This window comes from Pseudoalteromonas rhizosphaerae (genome assembly GCF_028885455.1).
Lineage (GTDB): Bacteria > Pseudomonadota > Gammaproteobacteria > Enterobacterales > Alteromonadaceae > Pseudoalteromonas > Pseudoalteromonas rhizosphaerae.
Genome location: NZ_CP118496.1, coordinates 229,155 through 246,612 on the forward strand (window position 1 = coordinate 229,155; position 17,458 = coordinate 246,612).

17 protein-coding genes are annotated in these 17,458 nt (G+C 39.2%); all 17 read right to left on the minus strand.

Going from position 1 to position 17,458, the window contains the following annotated elements; all coding sequences use genetic code 11:
• The 17 genes from atpD to PVK79_RS01175 all read right to left on the minus strand — a co-directional run bounded on the left by atpD (position 1) and on the right by PVK79_RS01175 (position 17,366).
• Positions 1-1,386, minus strand: a complete 1,386-nt coding sequence (atpD, locus tag PVK79_RS01095; RefSeq protein WP_145241681.1) for a F0F1 ATP synthase subunit beta — start codon at positions 1,384-1,386, stop codon at positions 1-3.
• Positions 1,387-1,419: 33 nt separating this feature from the next.
• On the minus strand, positions 1,420-2,280 hold the full coding sequence (atpG, locus tag PVK79_RS01100) for a F0F1 ATP synthase subunit gamma (RefSeq protein WP_145241683.1): 861 nt from the start codon (positions 2,278-2,280) through the stop codon (positions 1,420-1,422).
• Positions 2,281-2,340: 60 nt separating this feature from the next.
• Positions 2,341-3,882 (minus strand): F0F1 ATP synthase subunit alpha, encoded by a 1,542-nt coding sequence (gene atpA, locus PVK79_RS01105; RefSeq protein ID WP_145241685.1) that lies wholly within the window; start codon positions 3,880-3,882, stop codon positions 2,341-2,343.
• 14 nt (positions 3,883-3,896) lie between these two features.
• Positions 3,897-4,430, minus strand: coding sequence for a F0F1 ATP synthase subunit delta (atpH, locus tag PVK79_RS01110; protein WP_145241687.1), 534 nt, complete (start codon positions 4,428-4,430; stop codon positions 3,897-3,899).
• Between the two features lie 15 nt (positions 4,431-4,445).
• Entirely contained in the window at positions 4,446-4,916 is a 471-nt protein-coding gene (gene atpF / locus PVK79_RS01115; RefSeq protein WP_145241689.1) for a F0F1 ATP synthase subunit B, read from the minus strand.
• Between the two features lie 52 nt (positions 4,917-4,968).
• A complete protein-coding gene (gene atpE / locus PVK79_RS01120; RefSeq protein ID WP_009838908.1) occupies positions 4,969-5,202 on the minus strand; it encodes a F0F1 ATP synthase subunit C in 234 nt (77 codons plus the stop codon).
• 68 nt (positions 5,203-5,270) lie between these two features.
• Entirely contained in the window at positions 5,271-6,113 is an 843-nt protein-coding gene (gene atpB / locus PVK79_RS01125; RefSeq protein ID WP_145241691.1) for a F0F1 ATP synthase subunit A, read from the minus strand.
• A gap of 15 nt (positions 6,114-6,128) precedes the next feature.
• Positions 6,129-6,509: an ATP synthase subunit I gene (locus tag PVK79_RS01130; protein ID WP_145241693.1), complete on the minus strand. Its 381-nt coding sequence runs from the start codon at positions 6,507-6,509 to the stop codon at positions 6,129-6,131.
• Between the two features lie 142 nt (positions 6,510-6,651).
• Positions 6,652-7,569, minus strand: coding sequence for a ParB/RepB/Spo0J family partition protein (locus PVK79_RS01135; RefSeq protein WP_145241695.1), 918 nt, complete (start codon positions 7,567-7,569; stop codon positions 6,652-6,654).
• Positions 7,570-7,586: 17 nt separating this feature from the next.
• Positions 7,587-8,372, minus strand: a complete 786-nt coding sequence (locus PVK79_RS01140; RefSeq protein ID WP_145241697.1) for a ParA family protein — start codon at positions 8,370-8,372, stop codon at positions 7,587-7,589.
• 14 nt (positions 8,373-8,386) lie between these two features.
• Entirely contained in the window at positions 8,387-9,007 is a 621-nt protein-coding gene (rsmG, locus tag PVK79_RS01145; RefSeq protein ID WP_149983167.1) for a 16S rRNA (guanine(527)-N(7))-methyltransferase RsmG, read from the minus strand.
• Positions 9,008-9,022: 15 nt separating this feature from the next.
• Positions 9,023-10,912: a tRNA uridine-5-carboxymethylaminomethyl(34) synthesis enzyme MnmG gene (gene mnmG, locus PVK79_RS01150; RefSeq protein ID WP_145241701.1), complete on the minus strand. Its 1,890-nt coding sequence runs from the start codon at positions 10,910-10,912 to the stop codon at positions 9,023-9,025.
• Between the two features lie 428 nt (positions 10,913-11,340).
• Positions 11,341-11,790, minus strand: a complete 450-nt coding sequence (locus tag PVK79_RS01155; protein WP_145241703.1) for a flavodoxin domain-containing protein — start codon at positions 11,788-11,790, stop codon at positions 11,341-11,343.
• Between the two features lie 637 nt (positions 11,791-12,427).
• Complete coding sequence (locus PVK79_RS01160) at positions 12,428-13,216, minus strand: isocitrate lyase/PEP mutase family protein (protein ID WP_182784639.1); 789 nt, start codon at positions 13,214-13,216, stop codon at positions 12,428-12,430.
• Between the two features lie 1,003 nt (positions 13,217-14,219).
• A complete protein-coding gene (locus PVK79_RS01165) occupies positions 14,220-15,065 on the minus strand; it encodes a hypothetical protein (protein WP_257325155.1) in 846 nt (281 codons plus the stop codon).
• Complete coding sequence (locus PVK79_RS01170) at positions 15,055-16,239, minus strand: AAA family ATPase (protein WP_257325156.1); 1,185 nt, start codon at positions 16,237-16,239, stop codon at positions 15,055-15,057. Before PVK79_RS01170 ends, PVK79_RS01165 begins: the two co-directional genes overlap by 11 nt.
• Positions 16,233-17,366, minus strand: a complete 1,134-nt coding sequence (locus PVK79_RS01175; RefSeq protein ID WP_257325157.1) for a DUF262 domain-containing protein — start codon at positions 17,364-17,366, stop codon at positions 16,233-16,235. The genes PVK79_RS01170 and PVK79_RS01175 overlap by 7 nt, the downstream gene beginning before the upstream one ends.
• Between the last annotated feature and the right edge of the window lie 92 nt (positions 17,367-17,458).

The following is a 17,458-nucleotide window of genomic DNA, read 5'->3' on the forward strand; positions in this document are numbered from 1 at the left end:
TTACATGTTTTTGGCTTTTTCTTGAGCTTCTTCGATAGAGCCAACCATGTAGAACGCTTGCTCTGGCATATCATCAAATTCACCGTTTAAGATGCCTTTGAAGCCAGCAATTGTGTCTTTAAGTGACACGTATTTACCCGGTGATCCTGTGAAAACCTCTGCCACGAAGAATGGCTGAGATAGGAAACGTTGGATTTTACGTGCACGAGATACAAGTTGCTTATCTTCGTCAGAAAGCTCGTCCATACCTAGGATTGCAATGATGTCTTTAAGTTCTTTATAACGCTGAAGAACTGTCTGAACGCCACGTGCTGTATCGTAGTGCTCTTGACCAATTACTAATGGATCAAGTTGACGTGAAGATGAATCAAGTGGGTCTACCGCTGGGTAGATACCAAGTGACGCGATATCACGCGAAAGTACTACTGTTGCATCTAAGTGAGCAAACGTTGTTGCTGGAGATGGATCCGTTAAATCATCCGCAGGTACGTATACCGCTTGGATTGAAGTGATTGAACCCGTCTTAGTAGATGCGATACGCTCTTGCAGTACACCCATTTCTTCAGCAAGTGTAGGCTGGTAACCTACCGCTGATGGCATACGACCAAGAAGTGCAGATACTTCAGTACCAGCAAGTGTGTAACGGTAGATGTTATCTACGAAGAAAAGTACGTCGCGACCTTCGTCACGGAACTTTTCAGCCATAGTAAGACCTGTTAACGCTACGCGTAAACGGTTACCTGGAGGCTCATTCATCTGACCGTATACAAGCGATACTTTATCAAGTACGTTTGAATCGTTCATTTCATGGTAGAAATCGTTACCCTCACGAGTACGCTCACCAACACCGGCGAATACTGAGTAGCCGCTGTGCTCGATTGCGATGTTACGAATAAGTTCCATCATGTTTACGGTTTTACCAACACCGGCACCACCGAATAAACCAACTTTACCACCTTTAGCGAATGGACATACAAGGTCGATTACCTTGATACCAGTTTCTAAAAGTTCTACTGAACTTGATTGCTCTTCGTATGAAGGCGCTGCACGGTGAATAGACATACGGTCTTCTTCGCCGATTGGACCAGCTTCATCGATTGGCTCACCAAGTACGTTCATGATACGACCAAGCGTTGCTTTACCAACTGGAACTTGAATCGCTTCACCTGTGTTTGATACTAATGCACCACGGCGTAAACCGTCAGTAGTACCTAGTGCGATAGTACGTACCACACCGCCACCTAGCTGTTGTTGAACTTCTAGAGTCAAACCAGCTAAATCGCCATCTGTTATTTTTAACGCGTCATATACGGCTGGCACGCTGTCTTGTGAAAATTCAATATCCACAACGGCGCCGATAATTTGGACGACCTTACCTAAACTCATGTCTATTCCTCTCGTTAATCTTTGCCCGAAGCATTAAACTGCTGCTGAACCAGAACAAATCTCACTAATTTCTTGTGTGATTGCCGCTTGGCGAGCCTTGTTATAAACAAGCTGTAACTCATCCATAAGGTCGCCTGCGTTATCAGTTGCAGCTTTCATTGCAACCATACGGGCGGCCTGTTCAGAGGCAGCATTTTCAACTACACCTTGGTATACTTGAGATTCCACAAAACGAACCATTAATGTATCCAAAATTGCTTTTGGATCTGGTTCGTAAATGTAATCCCAACGGTGTGCAAGTTCTTTGCTTTCGTCTTTTGGCAAAGGCAACAACTGATCGATTGTTGGCTCTTGCTTCATGGTATTTACAAACTTGTTGTAAACCACATACAAGCGGTCTAATTTGCCTTCATTGAATGCTTCTAGCATTACTTTTACCGGACCAATTACGTCGGTAATAGAAGGCGCATCGCCTAACCCTGATTTTTTGGCAAGTACTGTTCCACCAAAACGGTTAAAGAAAGTGCCGGCTTTTGAGCCCATAACTGCGAAATCTGCAGAAACACCTTTTTCTTTCCACGCTTTGATATCTAAAGATACTTTCTTAAACTCATTAGAGTTTAAGCCACCACATAAACCACGGTCGGTAGAAATGACGATATAACCAACGCGCTTGACCTCACGCTCTTCCATATATGGATGGCGATATTCAAGGTTAGCATTAGCAACATGACCGATCACTTTGCGTAAATTTTCAGCGTACGGACGGCTTGAAGCCACTCGTTCCTGTGCCTTTTTCATTTTAGACGCAGCAACCATTTCCATAGCGCTAGTGATCTTTTGAGTATTTTTAATACTACCGATCTTGCTTTTAATCTCTTTTCCGCTGGCCATGACTCTTTCTCCGAATCAAGGTGTGCTTTAGCGAACTAAAGCGCACCATTTATAACTAAATTACCAAGTTTGCGTAGATTTAAACTTCTCTAGAAGTTCTTTAAGCTGCGCTTCGATCTCGGCATTGTAGTTACCAGTTTCATTGATTTGAGCCATAAGCTCTGCGTATGTGCTGTTTGCATAAGAAAGTAACCCAGCTTCGAAATCCATGATTTTAACGATTTCGATATCTTGAAGGTAACCTTTCTCTGCTGCAAATAACGACAAAGACATTTCAGCAACAGACATTGGCGCGTACTGTTTCTGCTTCATTAGCTCTGTTACACGCTCACCATGCTCAAGTTGAGCACGAGTTGCATCATCAAGGTCAGACGCGAACTGCGAGAACGCAGCTAATTCACGATACTGAGCTAGGGCTAGACGAATACCGCCACCTAGTTTCTTAACGATTTTAGTTTGTGCAGCACCACCAACACGCGATACCGAGATACCAGCATTTACTGCCGGACGGATACCTGAGTTGAATAAGTCAGTTTCTAAGAAGATCTGACCATCGGTGATAGAGATAACGTTAGTCGGTACGAACGCAGAAACGTCGCCGCCTTGAGTTTCAATGATTGGCAATGCCGTCAATGAACCTGTTTTACCTTTCACTTCACCATTGGTGAACTTTTCAACGTACTCAGCGTTTACACGCGATGCACGCTCAAGAAGACGAGAGTGAAGATAGAATACGTCACCTGGGTATGCTTCACGACCTGGTGGACGCTTAAGTAGCAATGAGATTTGACGGTAAGCAACTGCTTGCTTAGATAAATCATCATATACGATTAATGCGTTTTCACCACGGTCACGGAAGTATTCACCCATAGTACAGCCCGCGAACGGTGCTAAGTACTGAAGTGCCGCAGACTCAGAAGCAGATGCAACAACTACGATAGTATTTGCTAATGCACCGTGCTCTTCTAATTTACGTACTACGTTAGCAATAGTAGATGCTTTTTGACCAATCGCTACGTACACACACTTAACGCCTGTGTCTTTTTGATTGATGATTGCATCGATTGCTAGTGCAGTTTTACCTGTTTGGCGGTCACCGATCACAAGTTCACGTTGACCACGACCCACTGGGATCATCGCATCGATAGATTTATAACCAGTTTGTACTGGCTCATCTACTGATTTACGTTCGATTACACCCGGTGCAATTTTTTCTACAGGTTCAAAACCGTCGTTATCTAAAGCGCCTTTACCGTCGATAGGTGCACCTAGTGTGTTTACAACACGACCAAGTAAACCAGCACCAACAGGAACTTCTAAGATACGACCAGTTGTGTATACTTTTACGCCTTCTGTAAGGTCAGCGTATGGACCCATTACTACTGCACCAATTGAGTCACGCTCAAGGTTTAGTGCGATAGCATAACGGTTGCCTGGAAGCTCAATCATTTCACCTTGCATACAGTCAGCAAGACCGTGGATGCGAATGATACCGTCAGTAACAGATACAATTGTACCTTCGTTACGAGCTTCACTTACAACTTCGAACTTCTCAATACGTTGTTTGATCAGATCAGAAATTTCAGTGGAATTAAGTTGCATGCTCTTCTTCCCAATTACGATTGTAGTGTAGTGGCTAAACGGTTTAATTTACCGCGAACAGTGCCGTCGATTACTGTGTCTCCAGCCTTAATCATAAGGCCACCAACAAGTGATTCGTCAACACTACAATTCAGCTTAACTTTGCGTGCGAAACGTTTTTCAAGTGCCGCTACCAGTGTTTCTTGCTGCGTTGCAGCAAGGGTTGTTGCAGAGGTGATGTCAACATCAATCTCTTTATCGTAATCTGCTTTAAAAGCAGAGAACAATTGTGCAACAGCTGGTAGGGCGGTCAAACGTCCATTTTCAGCCATAACCTTTACAAGGTTTTGACCGTATTCGTTGAGTTGCTCTGCACAAACAGAAATAACAATTTCTGATTGCTTATCAGCAGAGGCGCTTCCAGTTAGGAATTGAGCGACTTGTTCATTTTTCGCCACTTCTGAAGCAAAAAACAACATATCATTCCAACTCTCAACTACGCCTTTTTCAACGGCAAATTCAAAGGCCGCTTTAGCGTATGGGCGAGCGATTGTAGTCAATTCAGACATGCTCAGACCCTCCTATTAAAGCTCAGCTACAAGTTTTTCAACAATGTCGCTGTGCGCGGCTTCATTGATTTCGCGCTCTAGAATCTTCTGTGCGCCGATAACCGCTAAAGTAGCAACTTGCTTACGCAGTTCTTCTTTAACACGGTTACGCTCGGCTTCAATTTCAGAATGACCTTGAGCAATGATGTTTTCGCGCTCGTCGTGACCACGAGATGTCTCTTCGTCTACGATTTGCGTTGCACGCTTCTTAGCTTGCTCGATGATTTCAGCAGCTTGTGATTTAGCTTCTTTAAGTTCTGCAGTTGCTTTTTTACGAGCAAGTTCAAGATCTTTTTCAGCTTTATCAGAGGCCGCTAAACCATCTTCAATTTTTTTCTGGCGAGCTTCAATAGCACCGTTAAGTGGTGGCCACACAAACTTCATGCAGAACCAAACAAAAACGATAAATGCTATTAATTCGCCGAGTAGAGTAAGGTTTAAACTCACAACCACTCCTCCTTAGTCAATAGTTGATCGCGGATAAAGTATTTTTTCAATATTAAAGTGCGAACAACATGTATAGACCAATACCTACACCGATCATCGCGATAGCATCGATAAGACCCGCTACGATGAACATTTTAACTTGTAGTTGTGGTGCAAGCTCAGGTTGACGAGCAGCAGACTCAAGGAATTTACCACCTAAGTTACCAAAACCGATAGCAGTACCTAAAGCACCAAAACCGATAAGTAACGCTACAGCGATATATTTAAGACCTAGTACGATTTCCATTGTTTTCTCCGATTAATTTTCAAAGTTTAAAGTTTAAGTAAAAAAATCTTTATTGAACTGACGTCTGATTAATGATCAGTTGACGCCATGCTCAGGTATACAATTGTTAGCATCATGAAGATGAATGCTTGCAATACGATTACGAGAATGTGGAACACAGCCCATACGAAGTGCAGTGGTAATTGGAATAAGCCAATCGCTGCAATCAGAATGAAGATCAATTCACCTGCGTATAAGTTACCAAATAAACGTAGTGCCAATGAGATTGGCTTAGCAAACAAGGTTACTAGCTCTAGTAACAAGTTTACTGGAATAAATAGTGCTTGAACCACTGGGTTCTTAACGTTAAACGGTTGTAATGTAAGTTCTTTAACAAAACCCATAACGCCTTTAACGCGAATCGAATAAAAGATGATAAGTGCGAATACACCTAAACCCATTGCTAACGTTAAGTTAAGGTCGGTTGTAGGTACCACTTTCATATAAGTATGCGATTGACCGCTTGAAATAACATCCCAAGACTCACCACTAATCAATGCCGCAGCAGTTGGTAGGAAGTCAACAGGTATTAAATCCATTAAGTTCATCAAGAATACCCAGACAAAAATTGTCAGAGCAAGAGGGGCAATTAGTTTACTTTTACCGTGAAAGGTATCTTTCACGTTAGAGTCAACGAATTCTACGACCATCTCGATAAAGCACTGAAATTTACCAGGAACACCAAGCGTTGCTTTATTCGCAGCGCGCTTGAAGATCCATAGAAAGATCAATCCTAAACCGATAGACCATGCTAGGGTATCGACATTAAGTACCATCCACCAATTGTTAGGGTCGTCGGATAGACGCACCTGACCGTTGGTTAGGTGGTGCTTGATGTAACCCGTTAGAGTTAGCTCTTCACCTGCAGCCATGTTATATCCCAAAAGTTAATGATTAAAAAAAACTGGCGCGAACAATCCAACGAACATCACTAATATAAAACTACAAAAAAATGGCAAAAAGATTACCGGATACAGTTTAAATATCAGCGCAAACAAAAAGATTGTTAGCAAAAATTTTAATCCGTTGCCGCGTTTAAACGAGGCAAACACTTGTTTTGCTTTACTAGCACCCATATAACGGAATGCATAGATAACAAATACAAAATTAGGGAGCACCGCTACAGTGCCTCCAGCGATAGCTGAAAGGCCGGCATCTACTCCCCAACCAACAAAAATGATTACAGCAGCAACTAATGCTACAACGCCCTGAAGACATATTAATTTTAATGCGGCAAGCCGATATGGCCTCGCTAACTTATTTGTCACGTTTAGTTAACCTTAGTGGCAATCTAATTGTCAGGGCATGAAAACTGGCGAAATTATACTGATTCCTACCAGTTTTGCAACTTGAGTCGGTGTATTGTGGTGCAAATTTGCGACGAATGTCTCTTTTTGGACATGATATTTATTAATGCTCGGAATTCTCTGCATTTATACGGCTTAAAATTCCATCTAACTCTTCTAAGTTAGTATACGAAATAACTAAGTTTCCTTTGCCTTTTTTGTTGTAGTTAATTTCAACTTTAGCACCCAAGTTTTCGGCTAATTGTTGTTCTAACTGTTTGACATCTGGATCTTTTTCGAAAGTTTCTTTTTTAGGGGCAGGTTCAATAATTGAACGAACTAATTTTTCTGTTTCGCGTACAGTTAAAGCCTTTGCTACAGCCAGTCGAGCAGCATCAGATTGTGCTTCACCTTCAAGGGCTAATAAACAACGCGCATGACCCATTTCAATATCGCCATGTTCCAACAATATTTTAACATCATCATTAAGGTTATTTAGTCGTAATAAATTAGTTACCGTCGTGCGTGATTTGCCTACGGCATCTGCCACTTGTTGGTGAGTTAATTCAAACTCAGTTAACAAACGGTGCAATGCAACCGCTTCTTCCATGGCATTTAGATCTTCGCGTTGAATATTTTCAATCAATGCGATGGCCACCGCAGCTTCATCAGGCACATCTTTAATGATACATGGTACTACGTCTAGCTTAGCTATTTGTGCAGCACGCCAGCGACGTTCACCAGCAATAATCTCATAACTGTTTTCTGCTACTGGACGAACTACAATTGGCTGAATAATCCCTTGCGATCGAATTGAGCTTGCTAGCTCTTCAAGCGCTTCTTCGGACATGTCTTTGCGTGGCTGATATTTACCTGAGTGTAAAAACTCAATCGGTAGCTTTTGCAGTTCACTACTGGTTGGCTGAACAATTACATCCTGCTCACTCACGTTGGGTTGTTCAGTGCGGGCACTCGGTGCTGGTTTTGACGAGCTTAATAAAGCATCGAGTCCTCGGCCTAAACCGCGTTTTTTAGCAGACATGTTCTTTTTACCTCAAGTTAGGCGACGATTGGGGATATTTTTTCTTTTCTGCGTAACATTTCACCGGCAAGTGCTAAATACGCTTTAGCACCACTTGATGCCCGGTCATAATACATTGCGGGTGCACCAAAACTCGGCGCTTCAGCTAAACGTACATTACGTGGGATCACGGTGCGGTATACTTTATCGCCAAAATGTTGTTTAAGCTGCTCAGATACATCATTGGCCAAACGATTACGCGGATCGTACATAGTACGTAAAATCCCTTCAATCTGTAGTTTTGGATTAACTAACTTGGCTAATTGCGTAATTGTGTCCATTAATGCGGTTAAGCCTTCAAGCGCATAATATTCACATTGCATAGGCACTAAAATTGAATCCGCGGCCGCCATTGCATTCACCGTAAGCATATTCAGTGATGGTGGGCAGTCGATAAAAATAAATTCATATTGATCAGATATTTTTTCAAGGGCATTGCGTAGTCGTACTTCTCGAGCATAAAGCTCCATCAGTTTAACTTCGGCGGCGGTAACATCACCATTAGCAGCAATTAAATGATATTCACCAGAGGTTTCTTTAGTAACAACTTCTTCAATTGGTTTATCTTCGATTAATAAATCATAAATTGTTGCCACATCGCCGTATTTGTCTACGCCGCTACCCATGGTTGCATTGCCTTGCGGATCGAGATCAATAAGCAACACTTTACGTTTAGTTGCAGCCATTGATGCCGCGAGATTAACTGCTGTGGTGGTTTTACCCACACCACCTTTTTGGTTTGCTATTGCGATGACTTTTGCCACAGTATCTCTGATCCCTAGTCTTTAGAAAGAATAATTAAATGTCTTTGCGCATCTAATTTTGGTACTTCCAAGGTGATTTTTTGCTCGAACTTAACACCTGCTGGTAAAGATTCTAGCTCTTCACTTGGAAATACGCCTTTTAAGGCAATAAACTTACCTGAATGATCAATCAAGTGCGAACACCAGTCAACCATATCTTGTAAAGATGCAAAAGCACGACTCAATACACCATCTAATTTAACACTTGGTTGATAATCTTCAACTCTAGACTGCACTGGGGTTACATTTTTCAGACCTAGCTCATGTTTTACCTGCATTAAAAAACGCACGCGTTTACCTAAACTATCTAATAAAATAAATTGTGTCTCAGGTAATGCAATAGCTAATACGATACCCGGAAGGCCAGGACCCGTACCAACATCAATATAATGATGACCGGGTAGGTGAGGTGCAACAACTAAGCTATCCATAATATGCTTAATCATCATATCCTCAGGTAAACGCACTGAGGTTAAATTATAAGCTTTGTTCCATTTATTGAGTAACTCAACATACTGAACCAATTGTTGCTGTTGTTTTTCAGTTAGCGCAATATCAGTTTGCGCTAACAAAGTAGTTAATTGTTGCTGTAACACAGTATTCCTTAATGACTACGCAATTTTACGTAGTAAGCCTTGCTTCTTCAGATAAACTAATAATAGCGAAATAGCAGCAGGCGTGATACCTGAAATACGTGATGCTTGACCGATTGTATCAGGACGCGCCTCAGTTAATTTAGCAACCACTTCATTTGATAGACCCGATACGATCGAGTAATCATAATCTTTAGGCAAAATAGTTAACTCATGACGAAGTTGCTTATTGATCTCTTCTTGCTGACGAGCAATATAACCTGCGTACTTAGTGTGGATCTCAACTTGCTCTAACGCTGTTGCATGATCAAACTCAGATCCTAATCCTTCGATCGCCATTAGATCGTTATAACGGATCTCAGGGCGACGTAATAATTCTTCTAAACTTGCTTCTCGGGTTAATGGTGTTTTAAGTAAGCCATTAACTTGATCAATTACAGCGTGATCTTTATGGATCCAAGTTTCTTTGATCCGTTGAGATTCTTTTGCAATGATATCCATTTTTTCATTAAATGCTTGCCAGCGTTCATCGTTAACTAAACCAAGTTCACGACCTTTTGCTGTTAAACGAATATCAGCGTTGTCTTCACGTAGTAACAAACGGTATTCAGCACGACTAGTAAACATACGGTACGGTTCTTTGGTACCTAGTGTAGTTAAATCGTCGATTAATACACCGACATAAGCTTCATCACGGCGTGGTGTCCAAGGCTCTTTACCTTGCACTTGCAATGCTGCATTCATACCGGCAATTAAGCCTTGTGCACCGGCTTCTTCATAGCCTGTAGTGCCATTGATCTGTCCAGCAAAGAACAAACCATCAATAAATTTGGTCTCTAATGATTTCTTTAAATCGCGTGGATCAAAAAAGTCGTACTCGATAGCATAGCCTGGACGGCAAATATGTGCATTTTCAAAGCCAGTGATTGATTGCACAATCTCTAATTGCACATCAAATGGCAAACTAGTTGAAATACCATTTGGATAAAGCTCATAAGATGTTAGGCCTTCAGGCTCAACAAAAATTTGATGTTTGTCTTTATCTGCAAAGCGAACAATTTTATCTTCAATAGAAGGACAGTAACGTGGACCAATCCCTTCAATAACACCTGAGTACATAGGTGAACGATGTAAATTATTGCGGATCACATCATGAGTTTTTTCATTGGTGTATGTGATGAAGCAAGAAATTTGTTGTGGATGATCTAACTGCTTACCCATAAATGAAAACACCGGTGTTATAGCATCACCAGGTTGTTGTTCCATTTTACTAAAATCAACTGTACGGGCATCAATACGTGGTGGCGTTCCAGTTTTTAAGCGATCAACACGAAATGGTAATTCACGTAAACGATTTGCTAATGCGATTGAAGGTGGATCACCAGCGCGACCACCTTTGAAGTTTTCTAAGCCAATGTGAATTTGGCCACCAAGGAAAGTGCCTACGGTTAATACCACAGAAGGTGCGCTAAAACGCAGTCCCATTTGAGTAACAACACCGGTTACTTTATTATTTTCAACAATCAGATCATCACATGATTGCTGAAAGATCTTCAGGTTATCTTGGTGTTGTAAAATATCTTGAATAGCAGCTTTATATAAAGCGCGATCTGCTTGTGCACGAGTAGCTCTTACTGCAGGTCCCTTTGAAGAATTTAAAGTACGGAATTGAATACCGCCTTTATCAATTGCTTGGGCCATTGCACCACCTAGTGCATCAATTTCTTTAACCAAATGACCTTTGCCAATACCACCAATTGCTGGATTACATGACATCTGACCAAGGGTATCCATATTGTGAGTCAGCAGCAGGGTATTCATTCCCATACGTGCAGCAGCTAACGCAGCTTCTGTACCTGCATGTCCACCACCAACAACAATAACATCAAAATTTTCGTGAAAAATCATTTCGGGATCCTACTTAATCAACCAGCAAACTTTCAAGGGGGAGCGTATTCTACCTATAAATTTACAGAAGATAAATGATTAAACTGTGGCCAAGATCTAAGTAAATGATCTCTAATAATATAAAGGATCTTTTAAAGAGATCTTTTATTACTGTTACTACTACTGAGCATGATTTCTGTTGATAAGGTTTAGTTTACTTATTAAAACATAAAGTTAGATCGGATCTAAAGGTGTTAATATGATCGGATCTAACTGATTATAAGCTCTGATCAAAAAGGCTCTTTATGCACAGGGGGTATTGGATCAGATCTTATCCAATGGATAACATAGTCTTAAAACGCAGTTATATCATAGCTTATCCACAATCTGATCTAAATACTCAGTAAATTGTGGGTAACTTTAAATTTGGATCTAAACTGTGATCTTAATTAAATACGGTTTATTTGCTCGATCCAGCTTGGTAACCAAGCTAATGCGGTGTCTTCTGGTAGTTCTTCATCAAGAATATTCAACTCTAAGCGCTCTGCTATACAGTGCGCGCCTTTACTTACTAAAAGTTGTTCTAGATTACGGCCAGCGAGGTTATAGGTATCATAACTGGTGTCACCTAAGCCAATAACACTAAACTTTAATCCTTTTAAATCATTGACTTGATTAATATCTTCAACAAAGGATAAAAGGTTCTCAGGGTAATCACCAGCACCATAAGTAGAAGTACACAATAACCAGATAGTATTTTCTTGGTTTATCTGTGAAAAGTTAGGTTGATCATGAACTTCTGTAGTGATCCCTTGAGTAACTAACTGCTCTGCTAGTTGCTCACCTACATACTCAGCAGATCCCATTTGGCTGCCTATAATGATATTAACGGAGTTCATAATTCTATTTGATCACACAACTGCTTACTTATAGGCTTATGATAACTGAGTTTACTCAGCAGTAAAGCCTTGAATGGAAGTTTGTATAAGTATTTAAAGTACGATTTTTGATGTTTCTTATTTTTAATTCGTAATTATTTGATATATATAAATAAAATAAAGTATTCCAATATGTAATCTTCTGATCAAGCTGTTGATAAAAAGTGGGAAAGCTGGGTAGTAACAACATAAGATCTTATTTTTATTTTACTAAGATATTGATTTTACGTTTTATGAGTGGTGAATTTTCGTTTCATTAAGAGTTTTAAAACGAGTGATCAGAATGTGGATAGATCGCCTGTTGATAACGATCGTTTTGGCTATAAATTAATTTATGAAATGCCAAAAAATATTTCAAGTAGGGTGCTAAATAAGTAATTAATGGCAATTAAAGTTGATTTAGTGGGTTTATTGCTCGATTTATACTGTTTTAGCTAATAAATTGAGTACTTTTTATATGCCTCTCAGTTAAAAATGATCAAAAAAGCCCAAATTGTGGATAACAATTTGAGCTTGTGCTGATCAATTTCTAAATTAGTTACTATTTTTATCACTAATTATGATTTTAATTTTGTATAAATAGCTTTTAAAACTCCGATTAGAATAAATGATCGCTACTTTTTGTGCTATTAAAAGTACTGCTAGCGGTAAAAATATAGGCTTTTGTGGCATCAAATAGTGCATTACCAAGCGTATATCTTTGCACGCCATGTGCAAATAATGAACTGCTATTACTACTATTATCGCAAAGAAAATCACTTTTTAATGGCTGTGCCATCACGTTAAGTGGCACCTTAAGTGTCGTTGTTATTTGCTTTATTGCTGTTAAATCGGATAATCCAGGGATAAAAATACCATCAACGCCAGCATCTTGATAAGCCAAAGATCGAGTTATTACATGTTCAAGAGAAGCCATATTTTGGCTGTAGCAATCAGTTCTAGCATTGATAAATAGCTGTGAAAAACCATACTTTTTAAGTGTGTTTTTAATCGCTTTAAGGATCTCTACTTGGTGTTCTAGGGAGCGTAACTGAGCTGTTTTTTTATCTGAATCCTCAATATTAATACCGACAGCACCTAATTTGGCTACGGCCAAAACATGCTGACAAATAGTGCTTACGTCATTACTGTAACCTGATTCAATATCCACGGAAACAGCAATATTAACAGCATCGATTATTGGTTTTAGCTGACTTATAAACTCCTCAAATGAGCATTGTTCGCCATCTTCTTGACCTCGAGATTGGGCCATCCCCCAACTTGTTGTGGCGATAGCAGCAAAACCAGCATCAGCTAATATACGAGCGCTTAATGGATCCCACGCATTTGGTAATAAAAATAATTGCTCTTGTTTATGTAATTGATGAAAGGTTTGGTATTTATTCATAATGATCTCAAAAGTGAATTTCATTATGACTATAAAAAGATTACGGTGACTACGCTGGCCAAATTCGGCACTGAACGTAAATTTTAGTGTGAGTTATGTTGAAATACAGCGCGAACTACTGTTATTTATAGGGGGGGTGGTCGTGTGACCCATAATGCTGCGAATGCAGCTCCTCAGGAACGTGTTACGGGCATTTAATACGCCCTTTTTCTTTATGCTCATTTCGAGCTAGTTCATAATTAAAATTATCACAGTGATCATAGATTGCAACACCTTTTTGACACGTTTAAATCTCCATCCTCTTCTGGCCCTGTAATTTTTCAAGGCGGATTGGGTGTCGAGGCATCATGAGCAGTGGCCTCAACGGGCGACTCTGCGAGTCGTCCCTACCTTTTTTGAGTAGGGACGACTCGCTGGCAATAAGCCATAAAAAAGAAAGAAGCAAATCTTCGAAGGGGGCTTCTGGCATAAAATTTAGGAAGGTCAATCGACACTACAGAACTATCAAGTACAGGTAGGTCTGAAAATATTTAAATGCGTATATAAAAGCTCAAATATATCACTTAGTAGTTTTTATTTTAGAATAATAATCAGTCAGATAAACGCTAATAGCGTAAATAATTAAAGGCAACTTAATCGCTGCTTTTAACTATGATTAACAGTGGGCGAAGGTGATTTATCAGGTTACCTTCCGTAAGAAGTTTTATAGCTAACTTAAGCTTTACAAAAGAGCTATATTCTCACTCATGCTATAGACAGTTGGATCTTAAACTCCTCAGGGAAAGATAACTGGAAGAATGAGTGGGTTGTGTAGAATAATTAGGTAAAAGCGTGTGTAACACAACTCCATATTGAAATATTAATATTGAGAAATTGATATGGACTTAGAATAACTTAATTCAAATCTAAAATAACAAACACCGCTAAAAATGGGTAACTGACAGATTGATTCTTAACTAGCACTGGTAAAATAAAGCCGAAATATCGTTCTTCAATTGAAATCTTACCTTAACCATGCCGGGTTATTTTTAGAACTATCCGCATCTGCGACTCGGTTTCCATCTAAATCATCTTCACCTAAATGCTTACCAAAACGATCCCATACCTCGATATGTGCTCTTTGTCCGTGATGAAGATTATCGATGACGTGAAAGGTTCTTTTCAAGGGATAAGAGTAAACAATTCTTCCTTGGTTGATGAATTTTGTTTTGATATATTTGCTACTATCGCGAAGATAGCTTTGAGCATCAGTTGGAGGGGAATCGGACGTTGGATCATAGTGATAATCATCCACATTATACTTTTGAGCTAACCAAACTCTAGGTTCTACTTCAATATCAGCTAACTCAACATCAATACTCTGCCTTATTTCCTCTTCCCAACCTTTAATTACTGTTGCTGAAGCTCCATGGATCACGTTATTGTTGACAAAAGCAATGGGGTGCTTGTTGCTAGAAATAGTTAATTCGGCACACTCTGCGAATGTCCCTCCTGTGACACATTCTCCACTAGTCAGCTCGTACAAAGTATCTCCACAATGGACTTGCTCGTTATTCCAAACTTTACTTAATTTATCGTAAAAGACATTCTTAAAATGACGTTTAATGTCCGTTCCAAGTATCTGATTTACGGCAGATAAAAAAGAAATGTCGGTTTCATCAATGCAAAGCATCTTGACTTCTAAATCAACGCACTTCCATAAAACAAACTGTACTGAAATTCCATTTATATCTGCCTTAAAAGCTGAGGATAGTTTTAAAAGGTTAATAATTACTTCCAAAAAATCATGTTTCGTGGCTGTTTTGCCGATGGAGTTTTCATCAATATAGATATTTACGTCATAAATCATGCAATCTATCCAAATCGATTTCCTCTTGGTCGAAAAAACCTTTCGGCCAATGGCTTATTAATCCATCTTTCTCTATGACGACTCTTGATAAAGGTTCTTTAGAGCTTTCCCCAAAAAATAAAATAGAAGTGTCTTCGTTATGTAACACACTTTCTTTAACTGCTAACCTAACTCCGTTTAAAATGCTTGGGCTGTGTGTTTCGATGATTGTCGTTACATTAGATGCTGCAACTTTACATAGGAAATTAGTAATTCTGTTTTGTGCACTCGGATGAAGATGTGCTTCTGGGTTCTCAATAATAATTACATCTCCTTCCTTGGCAACTAAACCGGCAACAATAATTGGAAGGCAGTAACTAAATCCATATCCAACATTTTCTGGTTTATAATTATTAGCGCTTCCATCAGGGCTAATCAACATTCTTTTTAGAGATTCGCTAATTGAAGTAACACTTACAGTTCCCGAATTGAAAATATAAGATACCCAAGCTGAAATCTGATCCGGTAATTTAGGTGTTTCACCTGAAGAATGAATCAACTCTTGTCGCACATCCTTTTCTCTGTTTCGGTATATCTCTGAAGCTGTGTGTTCACCAAACTTACCCACACCAAATGTTCTATTTGATGCAGATTCATGAAATGATCTTGGGCCGATTCGCTCAGCAGAGATAAAACTGACTCTTGAAAAGTCAACTAAATAGCTTTTCACACTGTTCAAAATGGATTCATCCAGCCCCCTGATTATGTCAAGGCTATCAGATTGAAACTCCCCTTCCTCATTTGACTCAATCTCTACGCTCTTCAATAGTAGATTACCTTCGTCCTCAACATCTTCATCATCATCAATATACTTTCTAGAAAATTTCATATTTAGTGTTAAGTACTTGTTTCTTTCTGTGTTCTCAAAACAATAAGATAGCCCTATCTCCGAACGAGCAGCACTACCTGTAGATTTTACATCATCGAAAGAACCAAGTTTTACCCAATCGCTATTAAGTACCAGAATGTTAGAGTTTTTATTTTCTAGGACACTTTGCGAAGGTAGGAGTAAACTTTGGATAGTGGTTGACTTACCTTTGCCATTTACACCAGTTAGTAATGTCAGCTTTTCAATAGGGAATATAGTCTCATCTTTGAAACACTTAAAATTTTCGACTTTAATTTCAGTTAACATAAATCACTTCCAAGATATTCAGAGGCAAGGTTCAGTCTTGTAGTTACTTTTTTTACTTGGTTCGTTGAGGTTTTAACTGAGTTTAGATACTCATTATTTAAAATAAGCTCTTGATATTTATTGAGCAGTCTTTCTTTACTTTCATGAACATGTTGTGCGCTGATGCTGGTAAATGCACTGTATATACTTTCCATAACTGCTAAATTAATTCTTCCTCTTGTTTCCTCGTTCATGATTCTAAATGCATTCTTCCCAAAAACATTCTTAACTTTTTTAAGGTTAGCTATAAAGCTCTCTTCTAACTGACAAATTTCATTATCGTCCATAAGGTTTATTTTCTTCATAACCTCTCCAAGAAAATCATCTAAATCACCTTTATAGTCTCTGAGATATTTGTCATCGGAAAAAGCTATACACCTTAAAACAGCTTCACGATCCTTCATTCTTTTTGGAGAAATCCCTGAATCTGTAATATAAGAAAACTCTTCAAGTTCTGACATTTTCTTCAATAACTTTGTTGATCTTCCTAAATATATACAGTTCCTTATTTCTTGACGCTCTAGTTTGGTTCCACCGGTATTTATTCGCCTAAATATATCGTACGTTACAGCCATAGGAACTGATGGCATTATTGAATAATAGGGTATGTTTTTATCTTCAATCTTCGACCATACTTCATTATACTTTTTTTCTAATTTTGACTTACTAAGTCCGTTAAGCCATGGAAGGGCTTTTAACCCCACCAAACAAAAATCATCATTATGAAAGTCGAGCACCGCTGTTAATCTTTGAAGACCATCAATTACAACTAACCGACCTGAAGAATCTTTATTAAAGTAAAAATGTGGTAATGGCAGGTTCAAAATCAAAGACTCAATAAACATAGATTTCTTTATTTCATCCCACGCATTAGGGCTTCTTTGAAACTCAGGGTCTAAAACAAACTTCCCCTTATTTGTCCATCGGATAATTTCAAATACAGATATTTTATCTTCTCGTAAATTAATCTCTATTTTTGATAAGTCTACATTCTCTGAGTATGGGTAAATACCACCGTCGGCACTTGTATAGTCTTCAAAGGTGTCTTCATCTGATTCAATAATTTCATTTTTACTTATGTCATTCATCAATAACGTTCCTCAACATAGCCTTACGCCTTGGCGAACAGCTCATTGTCTTACATATACCAAATTTAGTCAGAGCCACTAATATTTAGTGT

Bases quoted from the DNA above. Each gene is read 5' to 3' on its own strand.
- atpD (WP_145241681.1), bottom strand. From the start codon at position 1,386: ATGAGTTTAGGTAAGGTCGTCCAAATTATCGGCGCCGTTGTGGATATT.
- atpG (WP_145241683.1), bottom strand. From the start codon at position 2,280: ATGGCCAGCGGAAAAGAGATTAAAAGCAAGATCGGTAGTATTAAAAAT.
- atpA (WP_145241685.1), bottom strand. From the start codon at position 3,882: ATGCAACTTAATTCCACTGAAATTTCTGATCTGATCAAACAACGTATT.
- atpH (WP_145241687.1), bottom strand. From the start codon at position 4,430: ATGTCTGAATTGACTACAATCGCTCGCCCATACGCTAAAGCGGCCTTT.
- atpE (WP_009838908.1), bottom strand. From the start codon at position 5,202: ATGGAAATCGTACTAGGTCTTAAATATATCGCTGTAGCGTTACTTATC.
- atpB (WP_145241691.1), bottom strand. From the start codon at position 6,113: ATGGCTGCAGGTGAAGAGCTAACTCTAACGGGTTACATCAAGCACCAC.
- PVK79_RS01135 (WP_145241695.1), bottom strand. From the start codon at position 7,569: ATGTCTGCTAAAAAACGCGGTTTAGGCCGAGGACTCGATGCTTTATTA.
- mnmG (WP_145241701.1), bottom strand. From the start codon at position 10,912: ATGATTTTTCACGAAAATTTTGATGTTATTGTTGTTGGTGGTGGACAT.
- PVK79_RS01155 (WP_145241703.1), bottom strand. From the start codon at position 11,790: ATGAACTCCGTTAATATCATTATAGGCAGCCAAATGGGATCTGCTGAG.
- PVK79_RS01160 (WP_182784639.1), bottom strand. From the start codon at position 13,216: ATGAATAAATACCAAACCTTTCATCAATTACATAAACAAGAGCAATTA.
- PVK79_RS01165 (WP_257325155.1), bottom strand. From the start codon at position 15,065: ATGATTTATGACGTAAATATCTATATTGATGAAAACTCCATCGGCAAA.
- PVK79_RS01170 (WP_257325156.1), bottom strand. From the start codon at position 16,239: ATGTTAACTGAAATTAAAGTCGAAAATTTTAAGTGTTTCAAAGATGAG.
- PVK79_RS01175 (WP_257325157.1), bottom strand. From the start codon at position 17,366: ATGAATGACATAAGTAAAAATGAAATTATTGAATCAGATGAAGACACC.